General features: G+C 38.4%; 15 protein-coding genes. All 15 read left to right on the top strand.

Annotated elements, in window-relative coordinates; all coding sequences use genetic code 11:
• The first annotated feature begins 132 nt into the window (after window positions 1–132).
• The gene (rpoC, locus tag AC2CGN_RS15300; RefSeq protein ID WP_429983471.1) at window positions 133–3,819 is read left to right on the top strand and encodes a DNA-directed RNA polymerase subunit beta'; all 3,687 of its coding nucleotides are present in this window, start codon (window positions 133–135) and stop codon (window positions 3,817–3,819) included.
• Window positions 3,820–3,955: 136 nt separating this feature from the next.
• Window positions 3,956–4,204, top strand: coding sequence for a 50S ribosomal protein L7ae-like protein (locus AC2CGN_RS15295; protein WP_054771420.1), 249 nt, complete (start codon window positions 3,956–3,958; stop codon window positions 4,202–4,204).
• Window positions 4,205–4,302: 98 nt separating this feature from the next.
• Complete coding sequence (gene rpsL, locus AC2CGN_RS15290; RefSeq protein ID WP_004233609.1) at window positions 4,303–4,722, top strand: 30S ribosomal protein S12; 420 nt, start codon at window positions 4,303–4,305, stop codon at window positions 4,720–4,722.
• A 44-nt stretch (window positions 4,723–4,766) separates the two neighbouring features.
• Window positions 4,767–5,237 carry a 30S ribosomal protein S7 gene (gene rpsG, locus AC2CGN_RS15285; RefSeq protein ID WP_054771422.1) on the top strand — a complete coding sequence of 157 codons (471 nt, stop codon included), beginning with the start codon at window positions 4,767–4,769 and terminating at the stop codon, window positions 5,235–5,237.
• 42 nt (window positions 5,238–5,279) lie between these two features.
• On the top strand, window positions 5,280–7,358 hold the full coding sequence (fusA, locus tag AC2CGN_RS15280) for an elongation factor G (RefSeq protein WP_429983470.1): 2,079 nt from the start codon (window positions 5,280–5,282) through the stop codon (window positions 7,356–7,358).
• Between the two features lie 135 nt (window positions 7,359–7,493).
• The gene (gene tuf, locus AC2CGN_RS15275; RefSeq protein WP_429983469.1) at window positions 7,494–8,681 is read left to right on the top strand and encodes an elongation factor Tu; all 1,188 of its coding nucleotides are present in this window, start codon (window positions 7,494–7,496) and stop codon (window positions 8,679–8,681) included.
• Window positions 8,682–8,900: 219 nt separating this feature from the next.
• On the top strand, window positions 8,901–9,590 hold the full coding sequence (locus tag AC2CGN_RS15270; protein WP_429983468.1) for a response regulator transcription factor: 690 nt from the start codon (window positions 8,901–8,903) through the stop codon (window positions 9,588–9,590).
• A 6-nt stretch (window positions 9,591–9,596) separates the two neighbouring features.
• Entirely contained in the window at window positions 9,597–10,613 is a 1,017-nt protein-coding gene (locus AC2CGN_RS15265; protein WP_429983467.1) for a sensor histidine kinase, read from the top strand.
• A 96-nt stretch (window positions 10,614–10,709) separates the two neighbouring features.
• Window positions 10,710–11,471: an ABC transporter ATP-binding protein gene (locus AC2CGN_RS15260; protein ID WP_283870070.1), complete on the top strand. Its 762-nt coding sequence runs from the start codon at window positions 10,710–10,712 to the stop codon at window positions 11,469–11,471.
• Complete coding sequence (locus AC2CGN_RS15255) at window positions 11,461–13,446, top strand: FtsX-like permease family protein (protein WP_484514725.1); 1,986 nt, start codon at window positions 11,461–11,463, stop codon at window positions 13,444–13,446. The genes AC2CGN_RS15260 and AC2CGN_RS15255 overlap by 11 nt, the downstream gene beginning before the upstream one ends.
• 448 nt (window positions 13,447–13,894) lie before the next feature.
• On the top strand, window positions 13,895–14,203 hold the full coding sequence (rpsJ, locus tag AC2CGN_RS15250) for a 30S ribosomal protein S10 (protein WP_004233624.1): 309 nt from the start codon (window positions 13,895–13,897) through the stop codon (window positions 14,201–14,203).
• Between the two features lie 46 nt (window positions 14,204–14,249).
• On the top strand, window positions 14,250–14,879 hold the full coding sequence (rplC, locus tag AC2CGN_RS15245; protein WP_429986354.1) for a 50S ribosomal protein L3: 630 nt from the start codon (window positions 14,250–14,252) through the stop codon (window positions 14,877–14,879).
• 26 nt (window positions 14,880–14,905) lie between these two features.
• Complete coding sequence (rplD, locus tag AC2CGN_RS15240; RefSeq protein WP_004233626.1) at window positions 14,906–15,529, top strand: 50S ribosomal protein L4; 624 nt, start codon at window positions 14,906–14,908, stop codon at window positions 15,527–15,529.
• A complete protein-coding gene (rplW, locus tag AC2CGN_RS15235) occupies window positions 15,529–15,813 on the top strand; it encodes a 50S ribosomal protein L23 (protein WP_004233628.1) in 285 nt (94 codons plus the stop codon). Before rplD ends, rplW begins: the two co-directional genes overlap by 1 nt.
• Before the next feature lie 48 nt (window positions 15,814–15,861).
• Window positions 15,862–16,692 carry a 50S ribosomal protein L2 gene (gene rplB, locus AC2CGN_RS15230; protein ID WP_054771424.1) on the top strand — a complete coding sequence of 277 codons (831 nt, stop codon included), beginning with the start codon at window positions 15,862–15,864 and terminating at the stop codon, window positions 16,690–16,692.
• The last annotated feature ends 21 nt before the right edge of the window (window positions 16,693–16,713 follow it).

The raw sequence follows: 16,713 nt of genomic DNA, 5'->3' as shown, positions 1-16,713 counted from the left end.
CCTGTCTGGCTTTTTCTTTTAATAAATCATTCTATTTCTAATCCTTTGCCAAAGAGGCAATTCTTTGCAAACGATTATCGAGCTGCGTAAAAGAGTCTTTATAAAGACCTATACTAGAGGGAGGTAGGCTCCTTGATAGACGTTAATGAATTTGAATATATGAAAATTGGTTTAGCTTCTCCTGACAAGATTCGCTCTTGGTCATACGGTGAAGTAAAAAAACCAGAAACAATTAACTATCGTACATTAAAACCAGAAAAAGATGGTTTATTCTGTGAGCGTATTTTCGGTCCAACAAAGGACTGGGAATGTCATTGTGGTAAGTACAAACGTGTACGCTATAAAGGCGTAGTTTGTGATCGTTGTGGTGTTGAGGTAACACGCGCTAAAGTACGCCGTGAACGTATGGGCCACATCGAATTAGCGGCACCAGTTTCTCATATCTGGTACTTCAAAGGTATTCCTAGCCGTATGGGTCTTATTTTAGATATGTCCCCACGTGCACTAGAAGAAGTAATATACTTTGCATCTTACGTAGTAATCGAACCAGGTGCTACAAACTTAGAAAGTAAGCAACTACTTTCTGAAAAAGAGTACCGTGCATATCGCGAAAAATTCGGTAACACATTCGAGGCATCTATGGGTGCAGAAGCAATTAAAAGGTTATTAGGTAAAATTGATCTTGAAGATGAAACTCAATCTTTAAAAGAAGAGTTGAAATCTGCACAAGGTCAACGTCGCACGCGTGCCATCAAACGTCTAGAGGTTGTTGAATCTTTCCGTAACTCAGGTAACTCACCTGAATGGATGATTTTAGATGTACTACCTGTCATTCCACCAGAGCTTCGTCCAATGGTGCAATTAGATGGTGGTCGATTCGCCACTTCTGACTTAAACGATTTATATCGTCGTGTAATCAACCGTAACAATCGTTTAAAACGTTTATTAGACCTTGGTGCTCCAAGCATCATCGTACAAAATGAAAAACGTATGTTACAAGAAGCTGTTGATGCTTTAATTGATAACGGTCGTCGTGGTCGTCCTGTAACAGGTCCTGGTAATCGTCCGTTAAAATCACTTTCACATATGTTGAAAGGTAAACAAGGTCGTTTCCGTCAAAACTTACTTGGTAAACGTGTTGACTACTCTGGTCGTTCCGTTATCGTAGTAGGTCCAAACTTAAAAATGTACCAATGTGGTCTACCAAAAGAAATGGCTATTGAGTTATTCAAGCCATTTGTTATGAAAGAATTAGTTGAACGCGGTCTTGCTCATAATATTAAATCTGCTAAACGTAAAATCGAACGTTTAAACAACGACGTATGGGACGTTTTAGAAGATGTTATCCGTGAGCATCCAGTACTACTAAACCGTGCACCAACGCTTCACCGTCTCGGTATTCAAGCGTTCGAACCAACATTAGTTGAAGGTCGTGCTATTCGTCTTCATCCATTGGTATGTACAGCTTACAACGCTGACTTCGATGGTGACCAAATGGCGGTTCACGTACCATTATCGGCAGAAGCACAAGCAGAAGCGCGTCTATTAATGCTTGCTGCACAAAATATCCTGAACCCGAAAGACGGGAAACCAGTTGTAACACCTTCTCAGGATATGGTATTAGGAAACTATTACTTAACACTTGAGCGTGAAGATGCTCGAGGAGAAGGCTCTGTTTTCTATGGTCCAAACGAAGTGTTAATTGCATATGATACAGGTCATGTTCACTTGCATACTCGTATTGCCATTAAAGCAAGTTCGTTAAACAACCCAAGATTTACAGAAGAACAAAATAATAAGTTCTTATTAACAACTGTTGGGAAAGTAATCTTTAACGAAATTTTACCTAAATCATTCCCGTATATTAATGAGCCAACTGATTTCAACTTAGAGCAAGAAACACCAGACAAATTCTTTGTTAACTTAACAATTGATGAAGAAACGTTAAAAGAGCTTGAGGCAGATGCTGCTTATAATGCACTTGATGAAAAAGGCAAAATTAATGCACAACGTACAGCTGTACTACGCAAATACTTTGCATCAGTACCAGTTGTGAACCCGTTCCGTAAAAAATTCTTAGGAAATATCATTGCCGAAGTGTTTAAACGTTTCCACATTACAGAAACATCTAAAATGCTTGACCGCATGAAAAACCTAGGATTTAAATATTCAACACGCGCGGGTATTACAGTTGGTGTTTCTGACATTGTCGTATTACCAGATAAAGGTGAAATTTTAGCAGAGGCTCAAGAAAAAGTGGATAAAGTTCAGGCGCAATTCCGTCGTGGTTTCATTACGGAAGATGAGCGTTATGACCGCGTTATCTCAAGCTGGAGTGCAGCGAAAGATGAAATTCAATCGAAGCTGATGAAATCTCTTGAGAAAACAAATCCAATCTTTATGATGTCTGATTCAGGTGCCCGTGGTAATGCCTCTAACTTTACACAATTAGCAGGTATGCGTGGTCTGATGGCCAACCCGGCTGGTCGTATCATTGAACTTCCAATCAAATCTTCATTCCGTGAAGGTTTAACCGTATTAGAGTACTTCATTTCGACGCATGGTGCGCGTAAAGGCCTTGCCGATACAGCCCTAAAAACTGCCGATTCAGGTTACTTAACACGTCGTCTTGTTGACGTTGCACAGGATGTTATTGTGCGTGAAGATGACTGTGGTACTGACCGTGGTTTAACAATTGGTGCATTAATGGAAGGCACTGAACTAATCGAGGCTCTAGATGAACGTATTGTTGGTCGTCATACGAAGAAAACAATTCTACACCCTGAAACTGGTGAAGTTATTTTAGAAAAAGACGGCTTAATTGACCAAGATATTGCTCGTGTAATTATCGAGGCTGGTATCGAGGAAGTAACTATCCGTTCAGCGTTCACATGTAATACAAAACATGGCGTATGTAAAAAATGTTACGGCATGAACTTAGCAACAGGTGAAAAGGTTGAGGTTGGAGAGGCAGTTGGTATTATTGCTGCTCAATCAATCGGTGAACCAGGTACACAGTTAACAATGCGTACATTCCATACAGGTGGGGTTGCCGGAGACGATATTACACAAGGTCTTCCACGTATCCAAGAAATCTTTGAAGCACGTAATCCAAAAGGTCAATCTGTTATTTCAGAGATCGCAGGTACTGTTTCAGATATCACAGAAATCCGTGAAGGCTTAAAAGAAATTACTATTCAAGGTGACGTAGAAACTCGTAAGTATCAAGCACCTTATAATGCGCGTCTAAAAGTTATCGAAGGTGATAATGTAGAGCGTGGTCAAGTTTTAACAGAGGGTTCTATCGATCCAAAACAATTATTAAAAGTAAAAGACGTTTCGACAGTTCAAGAATATCTATTAAAAGAAGTACAAAAAGTATACCGTATGCAAGGGGTAGAAATTGGTGATAAACACATCGAGGTAATGGTTCGCCAAATGCTTCGTAAAGTCCGTGTAATTGAAGCTGGAGATACAGATTTATTACCAGGTTCATTACTAGATATCCACCAATTCTCAGAGGCAAATGCAGATGCTGTTATGAATGGCAAAAATCCTGCAACTTGTCGACCTGTTATCCTGGGTATTACAAAAGCTTCTCTTGAAACAGAATCATTCTTATCTGCCGCATCATTCCAAGAAACAACTCGTGTGTTAACAGATGCAGCAATTAAAGGTAAACGTGACGAGCTTCTTGGATTAAAAGAGAACGTAATTATCGGTAAACTTGTTCCTGCAGGTACTGGTATGCAACGTTACCGTCAAATCCGCATCGAAAAAGATGAGCTTGACTCGGAAGATTTAGTTTCTGCTGAATAATCATTTAAATAAGTTCCGAAGAGATGAGTTTTATGTCTCTTCGGACTTTTTCAAGATATTAGTTGACAGCCGAAATTGATAATGATAATATATTGAAGGTTGATAGTTAACTGTCTGTACTTCGGAGGATATGAAAATGTCTTATGATAAAGTAAGGGCTAGTCAAACAATCATAGGTACAAAGCAAGCAGTGAAAGCAATGCAAGCTGGTTCAGTGAAAGAACTCTTTGTGGCACTTGATGCAGACAATTGGGTAACCGATTCGGCCATATCTTTCGCGAGAGAAATCGGGATACCAATCATTCTTGTTGAGTCCAAAAAGGAATTGGGCAAGGCCTGTGGAATCCATGTTGGAGCTGCGGTAGTTGCGATTGCTGTAGAGTAGTTTTTGTGTTTGAAACACAAAGACTTTGTTTTTACCCAAAAAATGAACCACCTGGATGTGTGGTATTGAAAAAGAAGAAATGAAGGGAGGAAAAATCGATGCCTACAATTAACCAATTGGTACGTAAGCCTCGTAAATCTAAAATCACGAAATCAAACTCACCAGCGTTAAACAAAGGATATAACTCATTTAAAAAATCTTTAACTGATGTTAAATCTCCTCAAAAACGTGGTGTTTGTACTCGTGTAGGTACAATGACGCCTAAAAAACCTAACTCAGCGTTACGTAAATACGCTCGTGTACGTTTAACTAACCAAATCGAGGTTACAGCGTACATTCCTGGTGAAGGCCACAACTTACAAGAGCACAGTGTTGTTCTTATCCGTGGCGGTCGTGTAAAAGACTTACCGGGTGTTCGTTACCATATCGTTCGTGGTGCTCTTGATACTGCTGGTGTAAACGGTCGTATGCAATCACGTTCTCTATATGGTACAAAACGCCCTAAAGAAAAAAAATAATTTAAAAACTATAAGTTATTCACTCAATGAAAGGAGGAAAACACATGCCTCGTAAAGGTCCTGTTTCCAAACGTGACGTGTTACCAGATCCAATTTATAATTCAAAACTAGTAACTCGTTTAATCAACAAAATGATGATTGATGGTAAAAGAGGTACTTCTCAAAAGATTTTATACGGTGCGTTCGAGCTAGTTAAAGAACGTTCTGGTGAAAATCCAATCGAAGTATTCGAAGCTGCCCTAAACAACGTAATGCCTGTTCTTGAAGTACGTGCTCGCCGTGTTGGTGGTTCTAACTACCAAGTGCCAGTTGAAGTACGCCCAGAACGTCGTACGACTTTAGGTCTTCGTTACCTAGTTAACTACTCTCGCCTTCGCGGAGAAAAAACAATGGAAGAGCGTCTAGCTAACGAAATTCTGGATGCTTCTAACAACACTGGTGCATCAGTTAAAAAACGTGAAGATATGCACAAAATGGCAGAAGCGAACAAAGCATTCGCTCACTACCGTTGGTAATCTAAACATCGCATAAGCTCAATATGGAAGGAGAAATACCTAATGAAACGCGAATTCTCTCTAGAGAATACACGTAATATTGGGATCATGGCTCACATTGATGCTGGTAAAACAACAACAACTGAGCGTATCCTTTATTACACAGGTAAGATTCACAAAATTGGTGAAACTCACGAAGGCGCTTCTCAAATGGACTGGATGGAACAAGAGCAAGAACGTGGTATTACAATCACTTCTGCTGCAACAACAGCTCAATGGGACGGCCACCGTGTAAATATCATCGATACTCCTGGACACGTAGACTTCACAGTAGAAGTTGAACGTTCACTACGCGTACTTGATGGTGCGGTAACAGTACTTGATGCTCAATCTGGTGTTGAACCTCAAACTGAAACTGTATGGCGTCAAGCTACAACATACGGTGTACCACGTATCGTATTCATCAACAAAATGGATAAAATGGGTGCTGACTTCCTTTACTCTGTAGGTACTTTACATGAGCGTCTACAAGCAAATGCACATCCAATTCAATTACCAATCGGTGCTGAAGATCAATTCTCTGCAATCATTGACTTAATTGAAATGAACGTTACTTTCTATGGAAACGACCAAGGTACAGATGTATCTGTAGGCGAAATTCCAGAAGAGTATAAAGCACAAGCTGAAGAATACCGTGAAAAATTAATCGAAGCAGTTGCTGAAGTTAATGAAGGTATCATGGAAAAATACTTCGCTGGTGAAGAAATTTCTAAAGAAGAGCTTAAAGCGGCTATTCGTCAAGCAACAATTAACGTTGAATTCTACCCAGTTATCTGTGGTACAGCGTTCAAACACAAAGGTGTTCGTAAAATGCTTGATGCGGTAATCGATTATTTACCAGCTCCAACAGATGTACCTGCTATCAATGGTACTTTACCAGATTCTGATGAAGAAGTTGTACGTCATTCTTCAGACGAAGAACCATTCTCGGCTCTTGCGTTTAAAGTTATGACAGACCCATTCGTTGGTAAATTAACATTCTTCCGTGTGTACTCTGGTATTTTACAATCAGGTTCATATGTACAAAACTCTACGAAAGGTAAACGTGAACGTGTAGGTCGTATCCTACAAATGCACGCTAACTCTCGTGAAGAGATTTCTCAAGTGTTCGCAGGGGATATCGCAGCAGCGGTAGGTCTTAAAGATACTACTACTGGTGATACATTATGTGACGAGAAAAACCTAGTTATTCTTGAATCAATGGAATTCCCAGAGCCAGTTATCTCTCTTTCTGTAGAACCAAAATCAAAAGCAGACCAAGATAAAATGGGTCAAGCTTTACAAAAACTACAAGAAGAAGATCCAACTTTCCGTGCTCATACTGACCAAGAAACAGGTCAAACAATCATCTCTGGTATGGGTGAACTTCACCTTGATATCTTAGTTGACCGTATGCGCCGTGAATTTAAAGTAGAAGCTAACGTTGGTGCTCCACAGGTATCTTACCGTGAAACATTCCGTGGCTCTGCTCAAGTTGAAGGTAAATTCGTCCGCCAATCTGGTGGTCGTGGTCAATTTGGTCACGTTTGGATTGAATTCTCTCCAAATGAAGAAGGAAAAGGCTTTGAATTTGAAAATGCTATCGTTGGTGGTGTAGTTCCACGTGAATACATTCCTGCTGTAGAAGCTGGTCTTAAAGACGCTTTACAAAACGGTGTACTTGCTGGTTACCCATTAATCGACATCAAAGCGAAATTATTCGATGGTTCATACCATGATGTTGACTCTAACGAAATGGCATTCAAAATTGCTGCATCTATGGCTCTTAAAAACGCGGTTTCTAAATGTAGCCCGGTTTTACTTGAACCAATGATGAAAGTTGAAGTTGTAATTCCAGAAGAATACCTTGGTGATATCATGGGTAACATTACTTCTCGCCGTGGTCGCGTAGAGGGTATGGAAGCTCGCGGTAACGCTCAAGTTGTTCGTGCGATGGTTCCACTTTCAGAAATGTTTGGATATGCAACAACTTTACGTTCTGCAACGCAAGGTCGTGGTGTATTCTCAATGGTATTCGATCACTATGAAGAAGTACCAAAATCAATCTCTGAAGAAATCATCAAAAAAAATAAAGGTGAATAATTGAATTTTCATCTTGCATAAAGTATAACTAATTTGTAAGCTATGATTGCAGGATAGGGGATGGGCCCGTTCTCTATTAGCATTCATTCTATAAATTTAAAAATAAAACATATAATTTTGAGGAGGCAATCTCTAATGGCTAAAGAAAAATTTGACCGTTCTAAAACGCATGCTAACATTGGTACAATCGGACACGTTGACCATGGTAAAACTACTTTAACTGCTGCTATCGCTACAGTTCTTTCTAAAAAAATGGGTGGTACAGCTAAATCTTACGCTGATATCGATAACGCTCCTGAAGAAAAAGAGCGTGGTATCACAATCAACACTTCTCACGTAGAATATGAAACAGAAACTCGTCACTATGCACACGTTGACTGCCCAGGACATGCTGACTATGTTAAAAACATGATCACTGGTGCTGCACAAATGGACGGCGGTATCTTAGTAGTATCTGCTGCTGATGGCCCAATGCCACAAACTCGTGAACACATTCTTTTATCTCGTCAAGTAGGTGTTCCATACTTAGTAGTATTCATGAACAAATGTGATATGGTTGACGACGAAGAATTATTAGAATTAGTAGAGATGGAAATCCGTGACCTACTATCTGAATATGAATTCCCAGGCGATGATATCCCTGTAATCAAAGGTTCTGCTCTTAAAGCTCTTGAAGGTGAACCAGAATGGGAAGAAAAAATCGTTGAATTAATGGACGCTGTAGATTCTTACATCCCAACTCCAGAACGTCAAACTGACAAACCATTCATGATGCCAGTAGAGGACGTATTCTCTATCACTGGTCGTGGTACAGTTGCAACTGGCCGTGTTGAACGTGGTCAAGTTAAAGTTGGTGACGTAATTGAAATCGTAGGTATTGCTGAAGAAGCTAAATCTACTACTGTAACTGGTGTAGAAATGTTCCGTAAATTATTAGACTATGCTGAAGCTGGTGACAACATCGGTGCACTTCTTCGTGGTGTTTCTCGTGATGAAATCCAACGTGGTCAAGTATTAGCTAAACCAGGTTCAATCACTCCACACACTAACTTCAAAGCAGAAGTTTACGTTTTATCAAAAGAAGAGGGTGGCCGTCATACTCCATTCTTCTCTAACTACCGTCCTCAGTTCTACTTCCGTACAACTGACGTAACAGGTATCTGTAACTTACCAGAAGGCGTTGAAATGGTAATGCCTGGCGATAACATCGAAATGACAGTAGAACTTATCGCTCCAATCGCTCTTGAAGAAGGTACTAAATTCTCTATCCGTGAGGGTGGCCGTACTGTAGGCGCTGGTGTAGTTTCTTCTATCCAAAAATAATTTTAGCGCATGCTAATTTTCAAAACCAATCTGTGGGGACGCCTGCGGATTGGTTTTTTTATGTTAAAATTAGAGTAATAAATTTAAATTAGATTATTGTATGTTCACTTAGTGTGGCTAATGACAGATTGTACTATGATTATTTAAGTTAAAAGAGTATTTTCAAGCTTGCAGCGTTAAAGGCAAGATATCCTACTTGTTAAAAAGGAGTGCTTCACTATGGAGTTGAAGATATTATTGATAGAGGATGATCCATCAATTTTTGAAATGATTCAGACAAGATTTACCCAATGGTCTTTACAAGTGGTTGGCCCTAAAAATTTTCAAAAGGTGATGGATGATTTTATAGAGGAAAAACCACATCTAGTCATAATTGATATACAATTACCAGCCTATGATGGTTTTCATTGGTGTCGTGAAATTCGTCATATTTCAAAGGTCCCAATCCTCTTTCTATCGTCACGAGACCACCCGATGGATATGGTCATGTCAATGCAAATGGGTGCCGATGATTTTGTGCAAAAGCCTTTCCATATGGAAGTATTACTAGCTAAGGTTCAGGCTATTTTACGTCGTACATACGATTATATAGAAGAATCTTTGGATGTTACACGCTTCAATGGTGCGGTTATTGACTATGCTAGAAGTGAAATTATGTATAATGGTAATCTTGCCTCTTTAACTAAAAATGAACTCTTTATTTTACGTATTTTAGTGGAAAAGACGAATCAAATTGTTTCTAGAGATGATTTGATGAGAAAGTTATGGGATGATGAGCGCTTTGTTAATGATAACACTTTGTCTGTAAATGTTAATCGTTTACGTACGAAGCTTGAGGATATAGGTTTACAGGATGTTATTTTAACCAAAAAGGGACTTGGTTATATTGCAGTCACACAAGGGACGTGAAGCACAATGTTATTATTATTTATAAGAGAACGTTTAGCATGGATAGGCTACTTATTATTTATGGTGGTTGTACTTAACATCTTATTTTTATTAGACGTTGGTTTAGTAGGGGTATCTATTTGGTACGTAAATGTGATTTTGCTTGTTAGTTTTATAATATTTCTTTTTTGGAGATACGTAGTTGAGACAAAGCAGCTTAAAGATTTCCTGGGAAATGTAGATAGCCAACTTGATGATGCACATAGCAGAAGCTTAGTCCTTTCGCCTTTTCAAGCAGCTTACTTTACGAAAATAGAAGATATTATTTATGATAAAAATACAGAGTTAAATCAAGCTAAAGTTCAATTACAGGAGTATTCAGATGAGCTTCTTGCATGGGTTCATGAAGTAAAAGCACCATTAACAACTATTAATCTAATGCTTGATCATATAGAAGATTTAACATTACGACGTAAATTAGAAGCAGAGTGGCTTAGGCTGCATTTATTAGTGGATCAGCAGCTACATCAAACACGATTATCTTCCATTGAAAAAGATAATTATATGGTAGAAATAGAGCTACGAGCCGCTGTCTATAACGAAATAAAAGCTATGCAGGCATGGTGTATTGAAAAGGGTATCGGCTTTGATGTTGAAGAGCTTACAGAAACAGTAATGACAGACGGTAAATGGCTAGCTTTTATTGTTCGACAAATTTTATCTAATGCGATTAAATATAGTCCTGCAAACTCAGAGATATTCATATTTACAGAAGTAGACCCAACAGGAGCGACACTATTACACATTAAAGATAATGGTATTGGTATTCGTAAGGAGGATTTACCTCGAATTTTTCAGAAGTCATATACGGGGACGGCTGGGAGGGAATCTAGTCAATCAACGGGTATGGGTTTATACTTAGCACATAATGTAGCACAGAAGATTGGAATTCGTATTACGGTTCAATCTAGTGTAGGGGAAGGCTCCATATTTACCTTGCGTTTTCCATTACAAAATGAATATGTCAAACTAACAGGTAGATGACGAAATTGTCACCTACCTTTTTATATTGTCATGTAAAACGCACGAATAAGCGAAGAAGACAGGGTACACTTGAACTATAGAAAGGGGCGTTTATAAGTGGCAGTTTTAATTGGTCGTAAAGTAAAGAAGGTCTACGGTAAAAAATCAACAGCTCAAGAGGTTTTAAAGGGTATAGATTTAGAGGTTAATCAAGGAGAATTTGTTGGAATTATGGGCCCATCAGGTTCTGGAAAAACAACATTATTAAACGTTCTGTGCTCTATTGATTTTGCCACAGAAGGTGTTATTGAAATAAATGGTCAAAACCTACGAGGAATGAAGGAAAAGGCTCTAGCTAACTTTCGCCGTGAGCAACTAGGTTTCATATTCCAAGACTATAATTTACTGGATACGTTAACAGTAAAAGAAAATATATTATTACCATTGGCTATTGGTAAGCTACCAAAGGCTGTTGCAGACAGTCGTGTAAAGGAGCTAACAAATTTATTAGGAATTGCTGAGATTTTAAATAAATATCCCAATGAAATATCAGGTGGACAAAAACAACGTACATCTGCAGCTCGTGCACTCATTACAAATCCATCGCTAGTATTTGCAGACGAGCCTACTGGTGCACTTGATTCTAAATCAGCTACTGCACTTTTAAAAAATCTACAAAGTATTAATGAGGCAAAGAAGGCTACTATTATGATGGTTACGCATGATGCAGTAGCCGCAAGCTTTTGTACGCGTGTTTTGTTCTTAAAGGACGGGCTTATTTATAGTGAGCTATATAAAGGAGATAAAACGAGGCAGGCGTTTTTCCAAGAAATCATGCATACGCAAAGTGTGCTAGGTGGTGACGGTTATGAGTCTTAGTAAGCTTGTATTACGTAGCATGAAGAAAAATATGAAGCACTATTATTTATATTTTTTTGCTCTTATTTTCAGTGTGACTTTATTTTTTTCCTTTGTGACTTTGCAAAACAATGCTGATGTACTAGAAACTGTAAGTAAGAGTGGTACAGCCACAGCAGGTTTTGGAGCAGCAACATATATATTGTATTTTATAGTGTTATTCTTCGTGCTATATGCAAACCATCTATTTATGAAGCGTCGTAGTAAGGAAGTTGGTTTATATCAACTAATCGGTATGACAAAGGGATTGATTGTACGTCTATTAGCAATTGAAAGTATTCTATTATTTGTTGGTGCAGTCATTTTAGGTATGCTTGCAGGCTTCTTTAGCTCTCGATTATTTGCCATGATACTATTACGAGTACTAGAAAAAGAGGCGCTTGTCACGATGACATTTAGTATGGAGGCATTACAGAAATCTATAATCGTTTTCGTTATACTCTTAGTAATTGTGCTTGTCCAAATGGCTTGGATGATTCACCGCGTATCATTACTTTCCTTATTCAGTGCTGCTAAACAAGCAGATGAACGCGTAAAACGTTTTAGTCCATTACAAATGGCGATAGGCTTTATAGGGCTTGTATTGATTGTATATGGCTATTATGCTTCAACAAAGCTCTTTGATATCGAATCTGCTGGCAATTTATTTGTTAACATGATGATTATTTTGGCTACTACTATAGGTGGGACATTTATAGTATTTCGTTTCTCTGTAGCGTTTATAATGAATTCTATCCGTTTAAAGAAAAATGGACATTTAACCGTTCGTGATGTATTAGCATTAACACCAATTATGCATCGCATGAAAAGTAACGCAAAATCTTTGACATTAATAACAGTTTTAACGGGTGTTTCACTAGGGATTACAACATTATCGTATATAGGGTATTATTCATCAGAATCGTCAGCATTTAGCCAAGTACCTGGAGATTATATCTTACTTGAAGACAATGGGCAGGAGTTTCTAAAGAAGCTAGAGGACAAGAATATTGCTTTTGACAAAATAGATTACCGATTACAGGGAGTAATAGCCTCGGTTGGACAATTATTATCAGAAGAAGAACAACGAGAAGGAAATCCTTTTTATAATATGGAAGGAACAATCTATACCGTTCCACTTTCTGATTATCAACAAATTAACCCAGATGCATCGATATCTGGTAATGAAGTTATCTTAACAAATTATGGTGGGTACATGGCAGCGATGTTCAAGTTAGAGAAAGATCGCAATATTGTGGTATCTGCTGGAGAGCTCAAGGAAACATTCCATGTTGTGGACATTCAAGATAATAGTATTATAAGTGGGATCGTAACAGCTGGCGGTGGTGGACCAATTTTTGTCGTTACAGATGAAATGTTTGAAAAGCTAGCAGTACAATCTGAGCTTTTCCCTTGGCATAAGCAAGCCACAATAAATTTGAAATCCAAAGAAGATATAGCTCAAGCAGAGGAATTATATATTCAAACAGGTGCAGGGGTTATTTCAGCGTTGGATAGCAATGGTCAATCAAAACAGTTTATACAATCTTCTTTTGAAAGCGAACGTAAGGAGTATATTGAAGACTTAGGAATAACTATTTTTACGACTGCATTTTTAGGATTAGCATTTTTAATGACAACAGGTAGCATTTTATACTTTAAGCAAATGTCTGAGGCTGAAGAAGAGCGCGGATCTTATACAATTCTAAGAAAGATAGGCTTTGCAGAAAGAGATATTTTGAAAGGAATTTATATGAAACAGGCCTTCAATTTTGGCGTTCCGTTAGTCATTGGATTACTTCATAGTTATTTTGCTGTAAAATCAGGATGGTTTTTATTTGGCTCAGAGTTAACAACACCGTTATGGATTGCTATGAGTTGTTATATAGCTTTATATGCTATCTTTGCATTCCTCTCAGTGGGCTATTATAAAAAGGTTATTCGCGAATCACTATAGCAATTCAATAGGAAGAAATTCAAAAACAGTATGGGTATTTAATCACCATACTGTTTTTTTATGTACAGGAAAGAATAAGTTAGGTAAATTGAAAGATCTTTGGTTTGGAATTATAATATCTACTTTTATATAAGATTGTAAGTTGTTAGAAATATTCGAAAACGTTGATATTATACTCTTATGTGTTGCAATATTTCTAGAATTTCTTTATACTAGTAAACGGCTTAAATAAGCGAAGAAATAGTAGTAGTAAGAATATCAGCAACATTTAAAAGAATTTAGCGAAAAGACTTGCTTATTCTTTTTTTATTGTATATAATGTTGAATGTTGGTCTTTGACTGCGATGAAGCGAGAGGTTGCCGACACACCCGGCCGCTTTGCCATGGCGGTGTGTTGGAGAATTTTCGTGGAGAATGTCTAGAAAATAGGCGAGAAGGAGGGAAAATAATGGCAAAACAAAAGATTCGTATTCGTTTAAAAGCGTATGATCACCGTATTTTAGATCAGTCTGCTGAGAAAATTGTGGAGACTGCAAAACGTTCAGGTGCAAGTGTATCAGGTCCGATTCCACTTCCAACTGAGAAGTCTGTGTACACAATTCTACGTGCTGTTCACAAGTACAAAGATTCTCGTGAACAATTCGAGATGCGTACGCATAAACGTCTGATCGATATCGTTAACCCAACACCACAAACTGTTGATGCGTTAATGAAACTTGATTTACCATCTGGCGTTGATATCGAAATCAAACTTTAATGGTAAAAACAATATAACTTTTTAAAACTTACAGGAGGTGTGACAAATGGCTAAAGGAATCTTAGGTAGAAAAATTGGTATGACACAAGTTTTCGCTGAAAACGGCGATTTAATCCCGGTAACAGTTATCGAAGCTACTCCAAACGTAGTTCTTCAAAAGAAAACTGTTGAAACAGACGGCTACGAAGCGATCCAAGTTGGTTTCGAAGATAAGCGCATTAAGCTTTCTAACAAACCAGAACAAGGTCACGTAGCAAAAGCGAATACTGCTCCTAAGCGCTTCATTCGTGAATTCCGCAACGTGAACGTTGGAGAATACGAAGTTGGTCAAGAAGTCAAAGTAGAAATTTTCGCAGAAGGCGATGTAATTGATGTAACAGGAGTTACTAAAGGTAAAGGTTTCCAAGGTGTTATTAAACGCCACGGTCAATCTCGTGGTCCTATGGCCCACGGTTCTCGTTACCACCGTCGTCCTGGTTCAATGGGTCCAGTTGCTCCGAACCGCGTATTTAAACAAAAGAAATTACCTGGTCAAATGGGTGGCACTGTAGTTACAATCCAAAACTTAGAAATCGTGAAAGTTGATGCGGAACGTAACTTACTACTTGTTAAAGGTAATGTTCCTGGTTCTAAAAAAGCTCTAGTTACAGTAAAAACTGCAATTAAAGCTAAGTAATCACTTAAGGAAAGGAGGAAACAGGAATGACAAAAGTATCTGTACTTAGTCAAACAGGTGCTTCAGTTGGTGAAATCGAATTAAACGATGCGATTTTCGGAATCGAGCCAAATGAAGCAGTATTATTCGACGCTGTAGTAGCTCAACGCGCTTCTCTTCGTCAAGGTAATCACAAGGTGAAAAACCGTTCTGAAGTTGCTGGTGGTGGTCGTAAACCATGGCGTCAAAAAGGAACTGGTCGTGCTCGTCAAGGTTCTATCCGTTCTCCACAATGGCGCGGTGGTGGTATCGTATTCGGTCCTACACCACGTAGCTATTCTTATAAATTACCTAAAAAAGTTCGTCGTTTAGCTCTTAAATCTGCTTTATCAGCTAAAGTAGTAGAACAAAATTTCTTAGTTCTTGATGCTCTTACACTAGCAGCACCAAAAACAAAAGAATTCACAAAAATTCTTAAAGATCTTTCTTTAGAGAAAAAATCTTTATTCGTAACTGCTGATCTAGATGAAAACGTAGCATTATCTGCTCGTAACATCCCAGGTGTAACAGTTTTAACTGCAAATGGAATCAACGTTCTTGATCTATTAGGTCATGATAAAGTTGTATTCACTAAATCTGCAGTAGAAAAAGTTGAGGAGGTGCTTGGATAATGGAAGCACGTGATATTTTAAAACGTCCGGTCATTACTGAGCGTTCTTCAGAACTTATGGCAGAGAAAAAGTATACTTTTGAAGTAGACACTCGCGCAAACAAAACTCAAGTAAAAGACGCAGTAGAAGAAATCTTTGGCGTAAAAGTTGAGAAAGTAAACGTTCTTAACTACAAAGGTAAATTCAAACGCGTTGGCCGTTATGGTGGTTACACAAACAAACGTCGTAAAGCGATTGTTAAATTAACTGCTGATAGCAAAGAAATTGAATTATTCGAAATGTAATCCTTAATGGATTTATGATTTGAACACTCAAGAAGGAGGGAAAACACAATGGCGATTAAAAAGTATAAACCTACCTCTAACGGTCGTCGTAATATGACGTCATTAGACTTTGCGGAAATTACAACTAACAAGCCTGAGAAATCATTGCTTGAACCAACTAAACGCAAAGCTGGTCGTAACAACCAAGGTAAAATCACTGTTCGTCATCATGGTGGTGGTCATAAGAAGCAATACCGTGTTATCGATTTCAAACGTGTTAAAGATGGCATTCCGGCAAAAGTTGCTACTATTGAATATGATCCAAACCGTTCTGCGAATATCGCATTAATCAACTACGCTGATGGAGCAAAAGCTTACATTTTAGCACCAAAAGGTCTAGAGGTTGGTCAAACAATCGTGTCTGGTCCTGATGCTGATATTAAAGTAGGGAATGCATTACCATTAGCAAACATTCCAATGGGTACAACTATCCATAACATCGAATTAAAACCTGGTAAAGGTGGACAATTAGTACGTTCTGCTGGTACTTCTGCGCAAGTACTTGGTCGTGAAGATAAATACGTAATCGTTCGTCTTCAATCTGGTGAAGTACGTTTAGTGTTAGCTACTTGCCGCGCTACAATCGGTCAAGTTGGTAACGAACAACACGAACTTGTACACATCGGTAAAGCAGGTCGTAGCCGTTGGTTAGGTAAACGCCCAGAAGTTCGTGGTTCTGTAATGAACCCTAACGATCACCCACACGGTGGTGGTGAAGGACGTTCTCCAATCGGACGTAAATCACCGATGACTCCTTGGGGTAAACCAGCACTTGGTTACAAAACTCGCAAGAAGAAAAACAAATCGGATAAATTTATTATCCGTGGTCGTAAAAAATAAAGTGATTAAACTACGGTTCTA

The sequence above is a fragment of the Lysinibacillus sp. DFXJR4 genome (genome assembly GCF_057196045.1).
The sequence above is the reverse complement of the archived record's forward strand: the minus strand, read 5'-3'. Positions and strand labels throughout refer to the sequence as shown.

What these genes read in the sequence shown, in the direction of transcription:
- tuf (WP_429983469.1), top strand. Translation starts at nt 7,494, where the DNA reads ATGGCTAAAGAAAAATTTGACCGTTCTAAAACGCATGCTAACATTGGT.
- AC2CGN_RS15295 (WP_054771420.1), top strand. Translation starts at nt 3,956, where the DNA reads ATGTCTTATGATAAAGTAAGGGCTAGTCAAACAATCATAGGTACAAAG.
- AC2CGN_RS15265 (WP_429983467.1), top strand. Translation starts at nt 9,597, where the DNA reads ATGTTATTATTATTTATAAGAGAACGTTTAGCATGGATAGGCTACTTA.
- AC2CGN_RS15270 (WP_429983468.1), top strand. Translation starts at nt 8,901, where the DNA reads ATGGAGTTGAAGATATTATTGATAGAGGATGATCCATCAATTTTTGAA.
- rplB (WP_054771424.1), top strand. Translation starts at nt 15,862, where the DNA reads ATGGCGATTAAAAAGTATAAACCTACCTCTAACGGTCGTCGTAATATG.
- fusA (WP_429983470.1), top strand. Translation starts at nt 5,280, where the DNA reads ATGAAACGCGAATTCTCTCTAGAGAATACACGTAATATTGGGATCATG.
- AC2CGN_RS15255 (WP_484514725.1), top strand. Translation starts at nt 11,461, where the DNA reads ATGAGTCTTAGTAAGCTTGTATTACGTAGCATGAAGAAAAATATGAAG.
- rplW (WP_004233628.1), top strand. Translation starts at nt 15,529, where the DNA reads ATGGAAGCACGTGATATTTTAAAACGTCCGGTCATTACTGAGCGTTCT.
- rpsG (WP_054771422.1), top strand. Translation starts at nt 4,767, where the DNA reads ATGCCTCGTAAAGGTCCTGTTTCCAAACGTGACGTGTTACCAGATCCA.
- rplD (WP_004233626.1), top strand. Translation starts at nt 14,906, where the DNA reads ATGACAAAAGTATCTGTACTTAGTCAAACAGGTGCTTCAGTTGGTGAA.
- rpsJ (WP_004233624.1), top strand. Translation starts at nt 13,895, where the DNA reads ATGGCAAAACAAAAGATTCGTATTCGTTTAAAAGCGTATGATCACCGT.
- rpsL (WP_004233609.1), top strand. Translation starts at nt 4,303, where the DNA reads ATGCCTACAATTAACCAATTGGTACGTAAGCCTCGTAAATCTAAAATC.
- rplC (WP_429986354.1), top strand. Translation starts at nt 14,250, where the DNA reads ATGGCTAAAGGAATCTTAGGTAGAAAAATTGGTATGACACAAGTTTTC.